At 64.5% G+C, this 17,308-nt stretch carries 13 protein-coding genes and 1 pseudogene; 7 read left to right on the plus strand and 7 right to left on the minus strand.

Annotation, left to right across the window (positions count from 1 at the left end):
• Window positions 1-32: 32 nt before the first annotated feature.
• Window positions 33-1,856, minus strand: a complete 1,824-nt coding sequence (locus FN060_RS07395; protein WP_077546088.1) for an SLC13 family permease — start codon at window positions 1,854-1,856, stop codon at window positions 33-35.
• 180 nt (window positions 1,857-2,036) lie between these two features.
• Window positions 2,037-2,927, minus strand: a complete 891-nt coding sequence (locus FN060_RS07400) for an HNH endonuclease (RefSeq protein ID WP_142587507.1) — start codon at window positions 2,925-2,927, stop codon at window positions 2,037-2,039.
• Window positions 2,928-3,158: 231 nt separating this feature from the next.
• On the opposite strand from FN060_RS07400, the pseudogene greA reads away from it, so the two are divergent.
• From greA to FN060_RS07415, 3 genes and pseudogenes are all read left to right on the plus strand, one after another.
• Window positions 3,159-3,651, plus strand: a pseudogene (gene greA, locus FN060_RS07405) (transcription elongation factor GreA).
• 189 nt (window positions 3,652-3,840) lie between these two features.
• Entirely contained in the window at window positions 3,841-4,605 is a 765-nt protein-coding gene (locus FN060_RS07410) for an AAA family ATPase (protein ID WP_142587508.1), read from the plus strand.
• Window positions 4,606-4,740: 135 nt separating this feature from the next.
• Window positions 4,741-6,042: a PQQ-dependent sugar dehydrogenase gene (locus tag FN060_RS07415; protein WP_142587509.1), complete on the plus strand. Its 1,302-nt coding sequence runs from the start codon at window positions 4,741-4,743 to the stop codon at window positions 6,040-6,042.
• 47 nt (window positions 6,043-6,089) lie between these two features.
• Here the strand turns inward: FN060_RS07415 and FN060_RS07420 are convergent, their stop codons facing one another.
• Entirely contained in the window at window positions 6,090-6,323 is a 234-nt protein-coding gene (locus FN060_RS07420; protein ID WP_077546081.1) for a hypothetical protein, read from the minus strand.
• Between the two features lie 73 nt (window positions 6,324-6,396).
• Window positions 6,397-7,029, minus strand: a complete 633-nt coding sequence (locus FN060_RS07425) for a hypothetical protein (protein WP_142587510.1) — start codon at window positions 7,027-7,029, stop codon at window positions 6,397-6,399.
• Window positions 7,030-7,199: 170 nt separating this feature from the next.
• Between FN060_RS07425 and FN060_RS07430 the strand changes: the two genes are divergently transcribed.
• Window positions 7,200-8,597 carry an aldehyde dehydrogenase family protein gene (locus tag FN060_RS07430; protein WP_077546079.1) on the plus strand — a complete coding sequence of 466 codons (1,398 nt, stop codon included), beginning with the start codon at window positions 7,200-7,202 and terminating at the stop codon, window positions 8,595-8,597.
• 8 nt (window positions 8,598-8,605) lie between these two features.
• On the opposite strand, the gene FN060_RS07435 is transcribed toward FN060_RS07430, so the two are convergent.
• Window positions 8,606-9,469 carry a DMT family transporter gene (locus FN060_RS07435; protein ID WP_142587511.1) on the minus strand — a complete coding sequence of 288 codons (864 nt, stop codon included), beginning with the start codon at window positions 9,467-9,469 and terminating at the stop codon, window positions 8,606-8,608.
• Window positions 9,470-9,582: 113 nt separating this feature from the next.
• Here FN060_RS07435 and FN060_RS07440 point away from each other — a divergent pair, with 113 nt between their 5' ends.
• Entirely contained in the window at window positions 9,583-10,986 is a 1,404-nt protein-coding gene (locus FN060_RS07440) for an aminotransferase-like domain-containing protein (protein ID WP_142587512.1), read from the plus strand.
• Here FN060_RS07440 and FN060_RS07445 read toward each other — a convergent pair whose 3' ends face one another.
• Window positions 10,987-12,984: a putative bifunctional diguanylate cyclase/phosphodiesterase gene (locus tag FN060_RS07445; protein ID WP_142587513.1), complete on the minus strand. Its 1,998-nt coding sequence runs from the start codon at window positions 12,982-12,984 to the stop codon at window positions 10,987-10,989.
• A gap of 215 nt (window positions 12,985-13,199) precedes the next feature.
• Here FN060_RS07445 and FN060_RS07450 point away from each other — a divergent pair, with 215 nt between their 5' ends.
• Entirely contained in the window at window positions 13,200-14,774 is a 1,575-nt protein-coding gene (locus FN060_RS07450; RefSeq protein WP_142587514.1) for a GMC family oxidoreductase, read from the plus strand.
• A 4-nt stretch (window positions 14,775-14,778) separates the two neighbouring features.
• Here FN060_RS07450 and FN060_RS07455 read toward each other — a convergent pair whose 3' ends face one another.
• Window positions 14,779-15,186, minus strand: a complete 408-nt coding sequence (locus FN060_RS07455) for an acyl-CoA thioesterase (protein WP_052638281.1) — start codon at window positions 15,184-15,186, stop codon at window positions 14,779-14,781.
• Between the two features lie 190 nt (window positions 15,187-15,376).
• Here FN060_RS07455 and FN060_RS07460 point away from each other — a divergent pair, with 190 nt between their 5' ends.
• Window positions 15,377-17,203 carry a methyl-accepting chemotaxis protein gene (locus FN060_RS07460; protein ID WP_142587515.1) on the plus strand — a complete coding sequence of 609 codons (1,827 nt, stop codon included), beginning with the start codon at window positions 15,377-15,379 and terminating at the stop codon, window positions 17,201-17,203.
• Window positions 17,204-17,308: the final 105 nt, after the last annotated feature.

The raw sequence follows: 17,308 nt of genomic DNA on the forward strand, positions 1-17,308 counted from the left end.
ATACTGGCCAAGTGAACCGAAAGGATCCTGCATCAGAACGGCAGCAGGAGCGGCACGAGCAGGACCGTGACCACCAGCGCGACCATCGCAAACGGCACGCCGATCTTGACGAAGTCACCAAACCGGTAGTTGCCCGGCCCCACCACCAGCGTGTTCACCGGTGATGAGACCGGCGTCATGAAGGCCGCAGAGGCAGCCAGGGCAACCGTCATGGCGAGTGGATAGGGCGAGACGTCGAGCGCGCCGGCAAGCGCTATCGCAACCGGGGCCATGAGCACCGCAGTTGCCGTATTGGAGATGAAGAGCCCCAGCACCGCGGTCAGGACAAAAAGCGTTGCCAGTACGACACGCGGCGGGGCCCCGCCCACCATGGCCAGCAGCCATTGGGCGACGATATCGATCCCGCCCGTCCGTTGAAGCGCAATGGAAAAGGGCAGCATGCCGACGATCAGTATGAGCGTTTGCCAGTGGACGGAGCGATAGGCGGCATTCATGTTGATGCAGCCAAACAGGCCGAACAACAGGCAGCCGAGCAAGGCCGCGACGACGTTGGGGACGATGCCGGACGCCATGAGCGCGACTGTCGCGAGCAGAATAACCGCGGCATGGGGAGCGCGGTCGGATGCTGGCGCCACATCCTCCATCTCTATCGGTGCGTTGAGCAGGATCAGCCGCTCGGCACGTTGCGGCACGCGAGCGATCGCTCGCCAGGGACCGATCACCAATATCGTGTCGCCGGTCTGGAGGACGACGTCGGTTACAGGCGTGTCAATCGCCTCCCGGCCTCGGCGGATACCGAGCGCGACAAGATCCGTCAAACTGCGGAAACGCCCGTCCACGACTGTCTTGCCAACGAGGCTCGAGTCTGGCGACACGAGCAGTTCGGCCATTCCAATCTCCTGTGAACGGTCACCAAAATAGGCATTTCCGAGCGCGAGCCGGGCAAGCCCATACCGTTCGGCCAACGCGTCCATATCGAGATCCGGCGACCGGGCGTCGATCAGCATCACGTCGCCGACTTCGATACGGCTCTCGGCCTTTGGCCGCATCAATTGCCGCCCGAAGCGGGTGGCGCGCTCGATCGCGATGATATTGATGCCTTCGCTCCCCCGAAGATCGAATGCGCTCAGGCGGTCGCTGACAAGCGGAGAACTCGGCCGCACGACCAGCCTGTGCTCCCTGCCTTCCAGCCGGTAGGCCTTGGCTAAGTGGCCAAGTGTCGGGCGCTTCACCGGTTCGGTCGGCGCCGCGTCTCGACCGAGGAACCGCTTGGCAATCAACATATAGACGATGGCCAGTGCAAGCAGGGGCATACCGAACGGCGTGAAGGCGAAGAAGCCGAAGCCTTCAAACCCGTTGCGAACAAGTTCACCATGGACGACGAGGTTCGGCGCTGTGGCGACGAGGGTCATCATGCCGCTCAGGAGTGCTGCGACCGAGAGCGGCATCATCAATCGTCCGGCAGGTATTGATGCATTGCGCGCGATCCGCAGCACGATCGGGATGAAGATCGCTACCACGCCCGTCGAACTCATGAACGATCCGATGCCGGCGACCACGACCATCAGAAGCACGATCAGCCGGGCCTCGCTGCGTCCTGCCTTGCGCACCAGCCAATCGCCCAGGCGCTGTGCGATCCCCGTCCGGACGAGCGCCTCGCCGACCACGAACAGGGCGCCGATCAGCACGATGTTGGGGTCGGCGAAGCCGGCCAGCGCATCATCAATGCCGATCACGCCGGTCAGGGGCAGGGCGACCACCATGATCAGCGCAACGGCATCCATCCGGGGACGCCCGAGCGCGAACATGATGATGGCTAAAACGAGCAGGAAAAGAACGATTGCGAGGTCAGGCATGGGGGAGATCTATCGTAAACGGTGCGAAATCCCAAGGCTGCCGGAGCTTGGGGAGGAGTTACGATGGATCTCGAGCAGGTTGAGAGTTGCACTGGTGCAATGACAGAGGGGCGAGGAACTCCCGATGGAAAAGCGTCGCTTGTTGCGGGAGGCCCGCTACTTCACCGACCAGTTCAACCGCTACTGCTTGAAAACATTCTCCCGATGCCAACTAAGGTATCGAGGATGAGGTCGATATCGGAGTTCGGTGGGTACGCGAGCGACGAGATCCTTCGTCAATAGATGCGTCACGTCCTCATTGAGATGGCGTGAGCAGATGATTTTGTAGTCATCCCCCATAGAAAGTAGGCCTCGATCGAACATCCAGTGAACTGTCCCGGACAAGGCGATACCATTCTGCACCGAGTCATTTCCGCCGCGTTCCACCGGGATGATATGTGCGGCTTCCACTTCAGGGCGACCGCCGCCGTTGATGAGACGCAAACCGGTAAACGCACAGGTGCGATCGTAGACGGTACGGATATGTTGTCGGAACTTGGCGTCGCGGAAGGGACGGCTGATTGTCTGCAGCAGTATGGGTCGCTCGAAATCACCTACATCATAGGAGGACTGTGGCGCCTCTTCAAAGTGGAGGATTGTCTGGCTTTCCAAACGAGCGGGCCATTCGTCTTCCTGTCCAAGGCCTGCCGCGACGATGGAGGCGAATTCCTCCTCTTCGATGATACGAATGGCTTGTACGCTGCGCCCGGGATTAATGGATAGATCTGGTCCGACGAGCTTCCTCTCGAACCCACCGCCGGCCACGTAATCTACAGGCGCATCGAAGTCCAAATAGTCTTCAAGATGAGCGTAGAAGTGGTCATCTCTACGTGGATCCGGTTTAACTGATGAGACCCGCGCCAGGCCGGAATAGTATCTGCTGCGCATCCGAGGGAGTGGACCATAGTAGATTACCCAGTCCCCAACCGTCTGCCGAACACGAGAAAAATAAGTCTTAGGGAAGTGATAGCGGATGCCCGTGACGTCGTCATAAGTGCTGTCGACTTTGTGGTAGAAGATTCCCTTCGCCATTCCCTCACCATACGAACTGTCCCGCTCTTAGGAGTACCTCTCGATCTGTATCTGGAAAAGAGGCTAAAGCGAACCGGGCGACATTTGATGGGCACCCCCAAACACTTGCGGGCGGGGTGAAGTTATTCCACCTCAGCTGTTTCATGCGAGCCACACCCAAAGCTGGAGGAGTTGCAGCCTTCGGCCTATATCCTGGTAGAGCGAAATCGTCGGACAAGGACCACCCCCACCATGAGCGTTGCCTTCGTCAAGGAAGAGAGTGCGGAAACGGCGGCGGAGACGTTGTTGCCGGATCGTCCTGTCTCGCCGCATCCGAACCTCGTGACGGAGGCGGGGCTGGAGGCTTTGAAGCGGCAGCTGGAGGAGGCGCGGGAGGCTTATGGGGCGGCAAGCGCCATCGAGGACGTCAACGAGCGGCGGCGGCAGGCGGCGGGGGCCCTTGCGGGATCTGCGCTATTTCACCGAGCGTGTGCGTTCGGCGCAGGTCGTGCCCGAGCCGTTGGCGTCGGAGGTCGTGGCCTTCGGCAGCACGGTGACCTTTTCGCGGGAGGACGGGCGGGTCCAGCGCTACCGGATCGTCGGCGAGGACGAGGCCGATCCCAAGGCGGGCACGATTTCCCATGTGTCTCCCGTCGCCCGGCAGCTGATGGGCAAGCGGGTGGGGGACGTCGTTTCGGTCGCGGAGCAGGCACTGGAGCTCGTTGCGATTTCCTGCGACCGGTGAGCCTTGCGCGGAGCCCGGCGGTGCGAGGGCTGGGGATCTCCCGATCCTGAACGGATCGTGCCGCAAGGTCCGAAGCGGCAGACGCGCCGACCTGCCGATCCGCCATCCTCGACCCGCCTTCGGGGACGCCGGCCCTTGATCGGCCGTATTGCTCCTGTCACGAAGGGTTCTGGAGATTGGCGGGCTGCGATGCGGAAGACCAGATTGACGAACCTGCCGGCGCCCTATCTGAAGCGCCTTTCGGTGCGCGAGGATGCAAGCCTCGGCGGCGACTATCCGTTCAACCTTCCCTGGCTCGACGGGGATTTTTCCCTCGATTTCGTAACCCCCGTGACGATCATCGTGGGGGAGAACGGCACGGGCAAATCGACGCTGATCGAGGCGGTGGCCGCGCTCTGCGGCTATGACGAGGCGGGCGGCGGCAAGGGCTACAGGCCTCTCGACCACTCCCGCGCGGTGGACCGGAGCGGCGCGCTGCTGGCCTCTGCGCTCAGGGCGGCCTGGCTGCCCAAGGTGACGGCGGGCTGGTTCTTCCGCGCCGAATCCTTCTTCTCGGTCGCCCGCTTCCTCGACGAGGCCGCCCGCGACGCCCATGCGGCACCGCCGGATTTTCTCTCCTGGAGCCATGGCGAGGGCTTCGTGCGCTTCTTCGAGGAGCGCATGAGCCGGCAGGGCATCTATTTCCTCGACGAGCCGGAAAGCGCGCTTTCGCCGAAACGCCAGCTGGAACTCTTGCGCCTTCTCCACCAGATCCAGGAGACGGCCAGCGCCCAGATCATCATGGCGACCCATTCGCCCATCCTGATGGCGGTGCCCGGCGCCCGGCTTCTGGAGATCACCCGCGGCGGGCTAGCGGAAACGGAGCTTCGCCAGACACGGCACTTCCGGCTCTACCAGGATTTCACCAGCGACCCGGAGGACTTTGTTGAGCGGGCATTGCGGGACGAGATCTGAGGGCGGGCGAGGGAGCCCCCGGGGCGTGTGGTCAACGCGGCTGCCTTGTGAAATATCCCTATCCGCCTCTGGTGCTTCCCGCGCAAAGGCTTTAGCGTCCGGCTTTCCCTTTTTCCTGTTTGTTTGAGGCGTCCTATGGCCGAGCCTTCCCTGTTAGCCCGTCTTGTTGCCCTTGTGGGCGATGTCACCGTTGCCGTCCGTCATTCCCGCGATGGCGAGCGCGCGCCGGTCTATGGAACCGCGCCGGCCATTCCGGAGGCCAAGCCGCAGGGCAAGCTGCCGACCCTGAAGATGCCGACGGCGAAGGGCTGGGAGGGCGACCATAAACCGACCGCAGCACCGGGGCTGAAGGTCAATGCCTTTGCGCGCGGGCTCGTGCATCCGCGCAACATGCATGTGCTGCCGAACGGCGACGTGCTGGTGGCCGAATCGATGAGTGAGCCGGACAAGCCCGGCAGCCTCTTCGACCATGCCATGACGGCGACGATGAAGCGGGCGCGGGCAGCCGGCGATAGTCCTAACCGGGTGACGCTGCTGCGCGACGCCGACGGCGACGGCGTGGCGGAGGAGAGCCATGCCTATCTCGAAAACGTGCGCCAGCCCTTCGGCATCGCGCTGGTCGGCGACACGCTCTATGTCGGGGCGAGCGATGCGCTGCTCGCCTATCCCTACGAGCCCGGCGCGACGAGGATCACCCAGCCGGGCCGCAAGCTGATGGACCTCGTTCCGGGCGGCCACTGGACGCGCAACCTGATTGCCAGCAAGGACAAGACCAAGCTCTATGTGGCGGTGGGGTCGCTCAGCAACATCGCCGAGCACGGCATGGCGGTGGAGGAAAACCGCGCCTGCATCCACGAATACGACATCGCCTCGGGGCAATCGCGCATTTTTGCGGGCGGCCTGCGCAACCCGGTCGGCATGGCCTGGGAGCCGTCGCGGGACACGCTCTGGACGGTGGTCAACGAGCGCGACGGGCTGGGCGACGAGACGCCGCCGGACTACCTGACCTCGGTCGTCGACGGCGGCTTCTACGGCTGGCCCTTCTGCTACTGGGACCGGGTGGTGGACGACCGGGTGCCGCAGGATGCGGCCAAGGTCGCCTCGGCGCTGCAGCCGGATTACGCGCTCGGCGGCCATACGGCTTCGCTCGGGCTCTGCTGGCTGCCGGAGGGAACGCTGCCGGGCTTTCCGGCCGGCATGGCGATCGGCCAGCACGGCTCGTGGAACCGCTCCAAGCTTTCCGGCTACAAGCTCGCCTTCGTCGCCTTCGAGAACGGCGGGCCGGTCGGCATGCCGCGCGAGATCCTCACCGGCTTCCTGTCGCCGGACGAGAAGCATTCCTACGGGCGGCCGGTCGGCGTGGCGCTTGCCGCCGACGGCGCGGTGCTGATGGCCGACGACGTCGGCGACGTCATCTGGCGGGTCACCGGGGCGTGACAGGGTGGCGGTCAGGCGGAGTGCCTGACCGTATCTGCCTGCCGGCATCAGGCGGTGGCGAACGTCACCGTCACGCCGCGCTGGCGGAAATAGGCCTGCATCAGCTTGCGGCCGGAACGGTTGTTCTGGGCGAGCCTAGCGGGATCGAAGACGGCTTCCTTCTGGCCTTCGCGGGCGAGGGCTGCCTTGAGGCTGGCGATATGGGTGTCGAGATCGGCATTGTCGGCCGCCAGCGATTGGTAGATGCGGTCGGTGGCCTCGGCCACGGTCAGTTCGCTCACGGGGAACCTCCTGTTGGTGTCGGGTGGCGGGCGCTTATCATGATTTTCAGCTTTGCCATACCGGGACCGCGGTTCAGCGGAGAAGTCCGTCGAGATCGAAATCGTCCCAGCCGGCGAGCGGCGGAGCTTCGTCCGCAGCCTTGCCTGCGGTTTTCGGGTTAGACTTGTTCTTCTTCAGCGAGCGGGTGAGCTTTGCCTTGAAGGCGGCACGCCGCCGGTTTTCGGCCGCCGCTGCCTTGTCGTGTTCGCGCCATTCGTCCACCGTGCCATGGTCGAGCAGGTCCTTGACGAGCTTCGGGTCGAAGACATGGAAGGTGATCTGGCGAGCGCGGCCGCGAAGCTTGACGGTGCGCGTGCCGGCGCTTTTGAGCCGTCCGTCCTCCAGCCAGCGGTGGCGCTCGGTGGTGGAGATCGACAGGATGTCCTGGATCTCACGCGGGATCACCGGCAGGTCCTCGATGCCCTCGAGCGCCTTCGACACGCTGGCGGCGGTGTGGCGGAATTCCGCCTCGGCGCCTTCGGGCATGGAGAGCGTCAAGCTTGCGACGGTGTAGTCGAGCGACTTGCGCACCGCCGTCGGCAACCGCGCGCGGATTTCCAGAAGGATGCCCTTGGCCCGAACGAGCGACCCGAAGGTTGCTGCCGCCGGCAGGCTCCAGGTTTCGGTAATCGTCGGGATGTCCGCGTTCTTCTTGCTCTTCGCCATCGCGGCAGCATGTGGCGATCGCGAGAGCTGGCGTCAATGGATACGTGGCCGGGGCCAACCCCGGCAGATCAAAATGACTTGCCAGCGATTGAGGCCTGGCCCAAGCTCGGTTACCACCTTCAGGAAGAAGCGGGTGCGGCGGTGGACCTTGTTCACGGCAAGGAGGGCGAATGGACGGCGACAGGATCGAAGCGACCGTCACGCGGCAGAAGGCGGCAGTTGCGGAACGGCGGCTGCGCTTCGGGCTGGAGGAGCGGAAGGGAGCCCTTGCCCATCTGCGCCAGACCATCGAGCGGCGCGAGCGGGATATCGTCGAGGCCCTCCGTCGGGATTTCGGCAAGCCGGAGCCCGAGGTCATCCTGACCGAGATCCTGCCGGTGCTGCAGGAAATCCGCCATACGATGCGGCACCTGAAGCGGTGGATGCGGGAACGGCGCGTTGCGCCGACACTTGCCACCCTCGGCACCTCTGCCCGCATCCGTCCGGAGCCGCGCGGGCTCTGCCTGATCATCGCGCCGTGGAACTATCCGTTCAACCTGGCGCTTGGGCCGCTCGTCTCAGCGCTGGCGGCAGGCAACAGTGCGGTGGTCAAACCGTCGGAGATGACGCCCGCCACCTCGCAGGTGATCGCCGACATCATCGAGGAGACCTTTCCGCCCGATCTCGTCGCTGTGGTCCAGGGCGGCCGGGAGGTTTCGCAGCAACTTCTCGACCAGCCCTTCGACCATATCTTCTTCACCGGCAGTCCAGAGGTCGGCAAGATCGTCATGGCGGCGGCAGCTCGCCATCTCTCTTCGGTGACGCTGGAGCTTGGCGGCAAGTCGCCGACCATCGTCGGGCCGGGTGCCGATCTCGACAAGGCTGCGCGGTGGATCGCCTTCGGCAAATTCGTCAATGCCGGCCAGACCTGCATCGCTCCCGACCACGTCTTCGTCCATCGCAGCATCGAGGCACGCTTTTCAGAGGCGTTGCGGGCAGCGATCCGCCATGCCTATGGCGCGGATCCGCAGGCGAGCCGCGATTATGCCCGCATCGTCAACGCTCACCACGCCGAGCGCCTTCGCGGCCTGCTTCAGGATGCAACGGACAAGGGTGCCCGGATCAGCTTCGGCGGCGAGGCGGAGGGCACCTATCTTGCGCCGACGCTGATCGAGGCGATCACGCCGCAGATGGACATCGACCGCGAGGAGATCTTCGGCCCGGTTCTGCCGATCATGGCCTATGACGGGCTGGACGAGGTGATTAACCGCATCAACGCGCGGCCGAAGCCGCTGGCTCTCTACATCTTCGAGAAGGATGCGGCTTTCGCAGAGGAGATCGTCGCCCGCACCTCTTCCGGCGGCGTCGGCGTCAACCTTACCACCATGCACTACAGCCATGCGGGTCTGCCGTTCGGCGGCGTCAACAATTCCGGCATCGGCGCGGCACACGGGTATTTCGGCTTTCAGGCCTTCAGCCACGTCAAGCCGATCCTCAAGGAGCGCTGGTCGGCGGTGCCGATGCTCTTTCCGCCCTATCGGCCGCGCGTCGAGCGGCTGATCCGCATCGCAAAGCGTTTCCTCGGATAGCGGCCTGTTCAGCGGGCAAATCGTTTCGCGCCGGCCACGCAGAGGATGACGGCGAGCGTTATCGCCAGCATCGCCGGGCTCACGGCTTCACCGAGCAGGGTGGCCGCAAGCGCCAGCCCCAGGAAGGGCTGCAGCAGTTGCAACTGTCCGACCCCGGCGATGCCACCGAGTGCGAGACCGCGATACCAGAACACGAAGCCGACCAGCATGCTGAAGACGGACACATAGGCGAGGCCGAGCCAGGCGGGGCCGCCGGTCGTTTCCAGCGTCGGCGGCACGGTGGCAACCGCCAGCGCCACCATCACCGGCAGCGACAGGACGAGCGCCCAGGAGATCACCTGCCAGCCCCCGAGCCGGCGGGAGAGGCGGGCGCCTTCTGCGTAGCCCAGCCCGCAGGCGAGGATGGCCGCCAGCATCAGCATGTCGCCGGTCGTTGACGTGGTCAGCCTATCCTTCAGCGCAAAGCCTGCTACCAGCGCGCTGCCGAGGCAGGAGAACAGCCAGAAAGCCGGCTTCGGCCGCTCGCCAGCGCGAAAAACGCCGAAGAGGGCGGTAGCCAGCGGCAGGAGGCCGACGAAGACGATCGAGTGCGCGGCGGTGACATGTTCCAGCGCCAGGGCCGTCAACAGCGGAAAGCCGACGACGACGCCGAGCGCCACGACCGCCAGCGGCAGGAGGTCGGTCCGCACCGGCCGCTTTTCGCCGAAGGCGGCAAGCAGGAGAATTGCGAGGAGACCGGCGATTGCGGCGCGGGCACCCGTGAGGAAGAGCGGGTGGAAATCCGCCACCGCGACCCGCGTTGCCGGCAGCGAGCCGCTGAAGACTACGACGCCCAGGAACCCGTTGATCCAGCCGCTCGTCGTCCTGTCCATGCTGTTGTTCCTTCCGTTTCCGTGATGTTGGAGGCTAGGACGTCGTGGATGGCTTTTGAAGCGACAGTGCATTACAGTTCGCACAAACTGTAATGGTGCAAGAGGCAGTACGGATGGATGTTTCCTCGACGGCAAACGGGGGACAGACGGCGCGGGTGGTCGCGGCGATCCGCCAGCGCATTTCGGCGCGGGCGCTGTCTCCAGGCGCAAGGTTGCCGTCGATCCGCAGCTTCGCACGAACCATGGGCGTTTCCACCTCCACGGTCGTGGAGGCCTATGAGCGGCTGGTGGCCGAGGGACTCATCCAGTCGCGGCCGGGTTCGGGATTCTATGTGACACGGGCGCCGCAGCCGCTCGCGCTGGCCGAGATCGGTCCGCGGCTGGAGCGGGCGGTGGATCCCTTCTGGGTCTCCCGCCAATCGCTGGAGGCGGGAGGCGACGTGCTGAAGCCCGGCTGCGGCTGGCTGCCTGCGTCCTGGATGCCGGAGACGGAGCTGCGCAAGGCGCTGCGCCAGTTCGCGCGTGCCGAAGCCGGCCAGCTGGTGGACTATGGCACGCCGCTGGGGCATCCGTCGCTGCGCCAGCTTCTGTCTCTGAGGATGAGCGAGCAGGGCGTGGTGGCACCGGCGGACCAGATCCTGCTGACGGAAAGCGGCACGCAGGCAATCGACATGCTTTGCCGGCTGCTCGTCGAACCAGGCGACACGGTTCTGGTCGACGATCCGTGCTACTTCAACTTCCTGGCCCTGCTGCGCGCCCATCGGGTCAAGATCGTCGGCGTGCCATGGACGCCGTCGGGGCCTGACCTTGCGGCATTCGCGGCGGCACTCGGCGAGCATCGTCCGCGGCTCTACATCACCAATTCCGGCCTTCACAACCCCACCGGTGCCATGCTCTCACCGGCGACCGCGCACCGGCTGCTTTCGCTGTCGGGGGAGGCGGGGCTGACGATCATCGAGGACGACATCTTCGGCGATTTCTGCGAGGAACCCGCGCCGCGGCTGGCCGCGCTCGACGGTCTCGACCGGGTGATCCAGATCGGCAGCTTCTCGAAGACGCTGACGGCAGCGGCGCGCTGCGGCTACATTGCCGCGCGACCGGAATGGATCGAGCGTCTTTCAGATCTGAAGATTGCGACGACCTTCGGTGGCAATCCGGTTTCCGCCGATCTGGTCTACGCGATCCTGCGCGACGGCAGCTACCGGCGCCATCTGAATGGTCTCCGCGACCGGCTGGCGCGTGCCAGGGGAGACGTGGCGTCAAGGCTTCGGGCGCTCGAAATCCGCCCGTGGATCGAGCCGCGGGGCGGCATTTTCCTGTGGTGCCAGCTGCCTGACGGACTAGATGGCGCAGAGTTCGCGCGGCGGGCACTGGCGGAGGATGTGGTACTGGCGCCTGGCAACGTGTTCAGCGTCTCGCAATCCTGTGCCACCTTCATGCGCTTCAATGTGGCGCAGTGTGCGGATGAGCGCGTCTTTGCGGTGCTGAAGCGAGCAATAGCCGCTGCGACGGTCTGATCAGGCTTCCGCGGCAATGGACCGGGCGTTGCCGGCATGGCTGTCTATCCAGGTCCGGAGCGTATCCTGCGGCATGGGGCGGCCATACAGGTAGCCCTGGCCGAAGCGGCAGCCAAGCATGCGCAGGACTTCGGCATCCTCCGCCGTCTCTACCCCTTCGACGACGATGTCGATCGACAGCGCATGGCCCATGCCGACCAGTGCCGAGACAAGGGCCTGGTTCGGGCGGCTCTGCGCAATGCCGCTGACGAAATTGCGGTCGATCTTCAGTCGGTCGACCTTCAGGTCCATAAGGTAGGCGAGCGAGGAGTGGCCCATGCCGAAATCGTCGACGGCGATGCGGAAACCCATCTGCTCGAGACGCCCGAGTTCGGCGCCGGCGGCGACCGTATCGAGCATGGCCTCCTCGGTGATCTCGACCTCGAAGCATGACGGGTCGATGCCGAAGAGTTCGACGACCTCGCGCAATGTACTGGAGAGCGAATAGGCGGAAAATTCGCCCGGCGACACGTTGATAGCGACTGAGAGGCCGGCAAGGCCCATCGACGGCAGATCGCCCACGAGCTTTGCAGAGGCCATGGCAACATGCCGCGTGAGGGCCTCGGAAGCATGGGCAGAGCGCGCGGCACGGACGATCTCCGGTGGCGCCACCGGGCCGAGCGAGGGATGGGTCCAGCGGATAAGTGCTTCGAAACCGGTGACGCTGCCATCGGCGAGGCCGACCTGCGGCTGGAAGAAGACCTTGATCTCCCCAGCCGCGAGCGCCGCCTGGACATCGATTTCCAGCTGCCGCTGGCGGTCAAGCTGCCGCTTCATCTCCGGGTCGAAGATGCAGACGCGCCGACGGCCCTGGTCCTTGGCGGCATAGAGCGCGATATCGGCACAGGCGAAGAGTTCGTGCGGCAGGCGGGCATGATCGGGGAAGAGTGCAAGCCCGATGCTGGTGCCGGTCGTGACCTCGCGATCGTCCACCAAGATTGTCTCGGCAACACGGGCCATGAAGCCTGTCGCTGCCGCACGGGCTCGCGCAAATGCGTCCGGTCCTTCCAGTACGACGGCGAACTCGTCACCGCCAAGGCGGACCACCAGATCTCGGTCACTGGCCGTCTCCTGAAGCCGCCGCGCGAGTTCCACCAGCACGGCGTCGCCGACGGAGTGTCCCATCGTGTCGTTGATGGACTTAAAGCCGTCTAGGTCGATGATCATCAGCGCCGCCGGGCTGTCGTCGCGCCGACTGCGATCCAGAACCTCGGTGAGACCGAGGTTGAAGGCGGCACGATTGCCAAGGCCGGTCAGCGCGTCGCGGCTCGCGAGTATCTCCAGTTGCTGGTTCGTGGACCGAATCTCCGCATTGGCCTTCGACAGCGAGCGCGCCAGCGACACTGCCTTCAGGCGATCGCCGTGGCTGGCGATGAAGTTCTTCTCGCTGATAAGGCTGCTGCGGAACATCATCACCATTAGCAAGAGAACGTCGACCGACACCACGACGGCGATCAACGAGCCGGTCATCAGCAGCGATGCGACTGCGGCAAGCATCTGCGGCGCGCTGAACAGGATGGCGACCCTGGAATAGGCGGTGCTCTGGATGATCGAGCCGGCGCAGATGCCGGCAATGATGAAGATGACGTAGGCATGCGCCCGGTCCCCTTCGACTGCAAGTCCAAGGAAGGGAACGAAGGCCCATAGACATCCGCTGACCAAGGCTGCGCCGCTCAGGAACCGAAGGGTAAGCTCGGTGTGACGAACTGCTGCGTCATTGCGATGGATGATCACGGATGCGAAGACACGTGCGAGGTTCAGTCCGCAGACAGCCGATAGCCAGTAGATCAACGCATCGGATGGCTGGTGAAGCCACAGGATGGCGGCCGTCGTCAGCGCGATGAAGCTGTTCGCCCAGATGGAGATCGTCAGGGAGTGGAGGACGGCACGGGCCTGCGCGATGCGGATTTCCGACGCGATGGTCGTGGCGCTTCCGCCTGCTTCCTGCGATTCCAGCATTCACCCGTCCCCAGCTACAACAGCTTTCAGCGTGAAAACGCTAGCTCACTGACGATAATTTACGCTTAACGGAGACGAGACGATGCGAAGCATCTGAGGTGGCTGACGTCACCGGGGCTTCTCTCAGCGCCGGTGGGAAACCGCTCTTCGCCATGGCCGGCCGGTAAAGACGCTGCTACCAATGCGGTGGTGCGGACGCCGGGAGGGGCGAGGGAATGTACGACTACATCATCGTGGGTGCGGGCTCGGCCGGCTGCGTGCTCGCCAACCGCCTGTCCCGGGATCCCGACAGGCGCATCTGCCTCATCGAGGCAGGACCTCCCGATACGAGCCCGTTCATCCACATGCCTCTCGGCCTCGCGGCGCTCGCCCGCATCCGCTCGATCAACTGGGGCTATTCGACCGAACCGGAAGCGGAACTTGGAGGGCGGCGGCTCTACTGGCCGCGCGGGCGCACGCTCGGCGGTTCGAGCTCCATCAATGCGATGATCTACATGCGCGGCCACCCGCAAGATTATGAGGGGTGGGCGAAGCACGCTGGCGACGAGTGGGGATGGGAGAGTGTGCGCCGGCTGTTTCTCCAGATGGAGCGCAACGCATCGATCACGGACGACCACCACGGCACCGAAGGCGAGCTCTGCGTCAGCGACTTGCGACACGTCAATCCGCTCAGCCGCGCCTTCGTCGAGGCGGGCGTGCAGCTCGGATATCCCCGCAACGCCGATTTCAACGGAGCGAGCCAGGAGGGCTTCGGCCTCTACCAGGTGACCCAGCGCGACGGCCGGCGGTTCAGTTCCGCACGGGCCTTCCTTGAACCGATCAGCCACAGGCCAAACCTCGAACTTCGCACCGGGGCGCAGGTGCAGAGGGTCGTGATCCAGCACCGGCGCGCCATCGGTGTCTCGCTGGCCGACGAAATGCTGAGACTGAAAGCCGGCGGCGAGGTGATCCTCTGTGGCGGTGCCATCAACTCGCCGCAGCTGCTCATGCTCTCAGGCATCGGCAACGGCAAAGACCTCGCCGGACTTGGAATAGAGGTGGTCCATCACCTGCCGGCGGTGGGTGAGAACCTGCAGGACCATCTCGACATCACGGCAATGGCGAGTGCAAACGGCCGCGATGCGATCGGTCTCAGCCTCGGCGGGCTGCCGCGGCTTTGGAAAGCCTGGCGTGCTTATCGCCGGGGAGAGGGGGAACTGACGAGCAATGTCGCCGAAGGTGGCGGCTTCGTGCGCAGCGATCCGTCCCGTGACCGGCCGAACCTGCAGTTCCATTTCATTCCGGCCTATATGCGCGACCATGGCCGGCAGGTCTCGTTCGGCTACGGCTTCACCCTGCATGTCTGCGACCTCCTCCCGAAGAGCCGCGGCCGCATCCGGCTTGCCTCCGCCGATCCGGCGGCGGCCGCAGCAATCGAAGCCAACTATCTCTCTCATCCGGACGATGCCGGGACGCTGCTGGCAGGCCTGAAGATCGCCCGCCGACTGTTGGCGGCGCCTGCATTCGCTCCTTACCGCCGCGCCGAGGTGCTGCCGGGCGAAGAGATCCAGTCGGACGATGAATTGCTTGCGTTCATCCGCGGGCGCGCGGAAACGATCTACCATCCGGTCGGCACCTGCCGCATGGGAAGGGACGACGGTTCGGTGGTCGATCCGCAATTGCGGGTCAGGGGCGTGGAGGGGCTGCGCGTCGCTGATGCATCGGTCATGCCGACGCTCATCGCCGGGAACACGAACGCACCGGTAATGATGATCGCCGAGAACCTGGCGGGTATGATGCGGCGAAACTGATCCCTCAGTTGGCAGCTGGCTGCTCTTCCTCGGGCGGCACCGGGACGGGGTGTCCGCTCTCATCCAGCGCCACCATGATGAAGGTGCCTGCGGTGACCTTCTCCAGTATGCGGTGGCGGGCCCGATGCGCCCACGCCTCGACCTGCAGCGTGATCGAGCTGCGGCCGACGCGGGTAATTTCGGTGTAGACATTAAGGGTGTCACCGATCTTCACCGGCAACTGGAATGCCATTTCCTTGACCGCCGCGGTGACCACGCGGCCGCGGGCGCGCTCGGCTGCCCTGATGCCACTCGCAAGGTCCATCTGCGACATTACCCACCCGCCGAAGATGTCGCCCGCAGCGTTGGCATCGGCGGGCATGGCCAGGGTCCGCAGAGTGAGTTCGCCGGTGGGGCGGGAGCCGTGGTTCATGGCAGGTCCTTTTCGAGCGTACAACAGTCGTCAATGCGGTGCATACCAGCACTTGTACGAGAATGACATGCTGCGTGCATGACTAGACTTAAGTTGCATCTAACTCGCGTCAGGCGTGAATTAGCGCTTTCACGTGCCAGTAACCTTTAGGGGCTAGATATTGTGACAACAAGTTACAAAGGGGGTCTCTATGCAGCGTCTTACCATTTCTGCGCGCATGTACTGTCTCATCGCGCTTTCTCTCGCGATCCTGGCTGGTGCGCTAACGTTCAGTCTGTTCCAGAGCTACGGATCTGCCGAGCGCGAGCGTAAAGCGGGGCTCGCATTCATGGACGGCATCGCCATCAGCGTCCTGCAAAAATTTCATGCTCTCGAGACGTCCGGTGCGATGACGCGGGAGCAGGCGCAGTCTGAGGCGATGAAGGCTATCGGGGAGATGCGTTACGACGGAGGCAGCGGCTACTTCTGGATCAACGACATGCGTCCCTACATGGTGATGCATCCGATCAACAAGAAGCTGGACGGCGCCGACCTGTCCCAGAACAAGGACCCGAACGGCAAGCACCTGTTCGTCGAGATGGTCAATACGGTCAAGGCAGGCGGCGAGGGCTTCGTGGACTACTATTGGCCAAAGCCGGGCCTCGAGGAGCCGGTCGAGAAGTATTCGCACGTCATCGGCTTCGAGCCATGGGGCTGGATCGTCGGCACCGGGGTCTACGTCGACGACCTGCACGCGATGTTCCGCGACAACCTGATCACCTACGCAGCAATCTTTGGTGTCTGCGCACTCGTTCTCGTCGGCGGCGCCTTCTTCGTGATCCGTAGCGTAACGAGGCCTCTGGGTCAGGTCCAAGGCGTGCTTCAGCACATTGCTGACGGGGAGGCCAACGTGACCGTTCCCCACACCCAGCAGAAGAACGAAATCGGCAGCATGGCCCGGGCGCTCGTCGTCCTGCGCGATGCGGTCGAGGAGCGGCTCGCCCTCCAGGCCCGCGAGAGCGAACAGCAACGTGCCCTTTCCGAGGAACGCTCCACCAACGAGCGGGCGCTCGCCTCCGCCTCCGAGCGGCAGGCGCGTGCCATGGCCGAACTCGGTCGCGCCCTTTCGGAGCTCGCGCAGGGCGATCTTTCGGTCAGCGTGGCCGACCTCGGTTCCGACTATGCGAAGATCCGCGAGGACTTCAACCAGGCGGTGAGCTCGCTGCGCCAGACCGTGCAGGCGATTACCGAGACGAGCCATGTCGTCCGCGACAGCGCGTCCGACATCAGCGGTGCGACGAACAACCTGTCGCGCCGGACCGAGCAGCAGGCAGCGTCCCTGGAGGAAACCGCCGCGGCTCTCGACGAGATCACTGCGACGGTCAAGACGGCTTCGGAGCGTGCCAACGAGGCTCGGACCATGGTTGCCGAAACAAAGGACAGCGCCGGCCGCTCCGGCGAGATCGTCCGCAACGCAGTCGATGCAATGGGCCGGATCGAGGATTCGTCCAGCCGCATCAACCAGATCATCTCGGTCATTGACGAGATCGCGTTCCAGACGAACCTGCTGGCGCTGAACGCAGGCGTCGAGGCAGCGCGCGCCGGTGAAGCCGGACGTGGGTTTGCCGTCGTCGCCCAGGAAGTGCGCGAACTGGCGCAGCGTTCGGCGAACGCGGCGAAGGAGATCAAGACGCTGATCAGCAATTCGGCGCGCGAAGTCGAAAACGGCGTCTCGCTCGTTCGCTCCACCGGCGATGCCCTGGTCGAGATCGCGCAACTGGTCGAGCGGGTCAATTCCCATGTGGAGACGATCGCGACGGCGTCCCGCGAGCAGGCGACTGCGCTGCAGGAGATCAACTCCTCGGTCAACAACATGGACCAGATGACGCAGCAGAACGCCGCAATGGTCGAGGAGACGACCGCTGCCAGCCAGACGCTTGCGGAACAGAGCCTGCATCTGCAAAGCCTGCTCTCCGCCTTCCGCCTGGAGAACGGCCACGGCGGCTACGGCTCCGGCCAGGCGACGCGCGCAGCCTGACCGCTCGGATCCGAGAACATCTGAGCCCGTCGGGGAAAACTCCGGCGGGCTTTTTTGATGCCGCTCAATGGCGGACGTCCGGCCTCTGCTAGGCTCTCCGCAAGC

This window comes from Pseudorhizobium halotolerans (genome assembly GCF_902153235.2).
In the GTDB taxonomy this organism is placed as follows: Bacteria; Pseudomonadota; Alphaproteobacteria; order Rhizobiales; family Rhizobiaceae; genus Neorhizobium; species Neorhizobium flavum.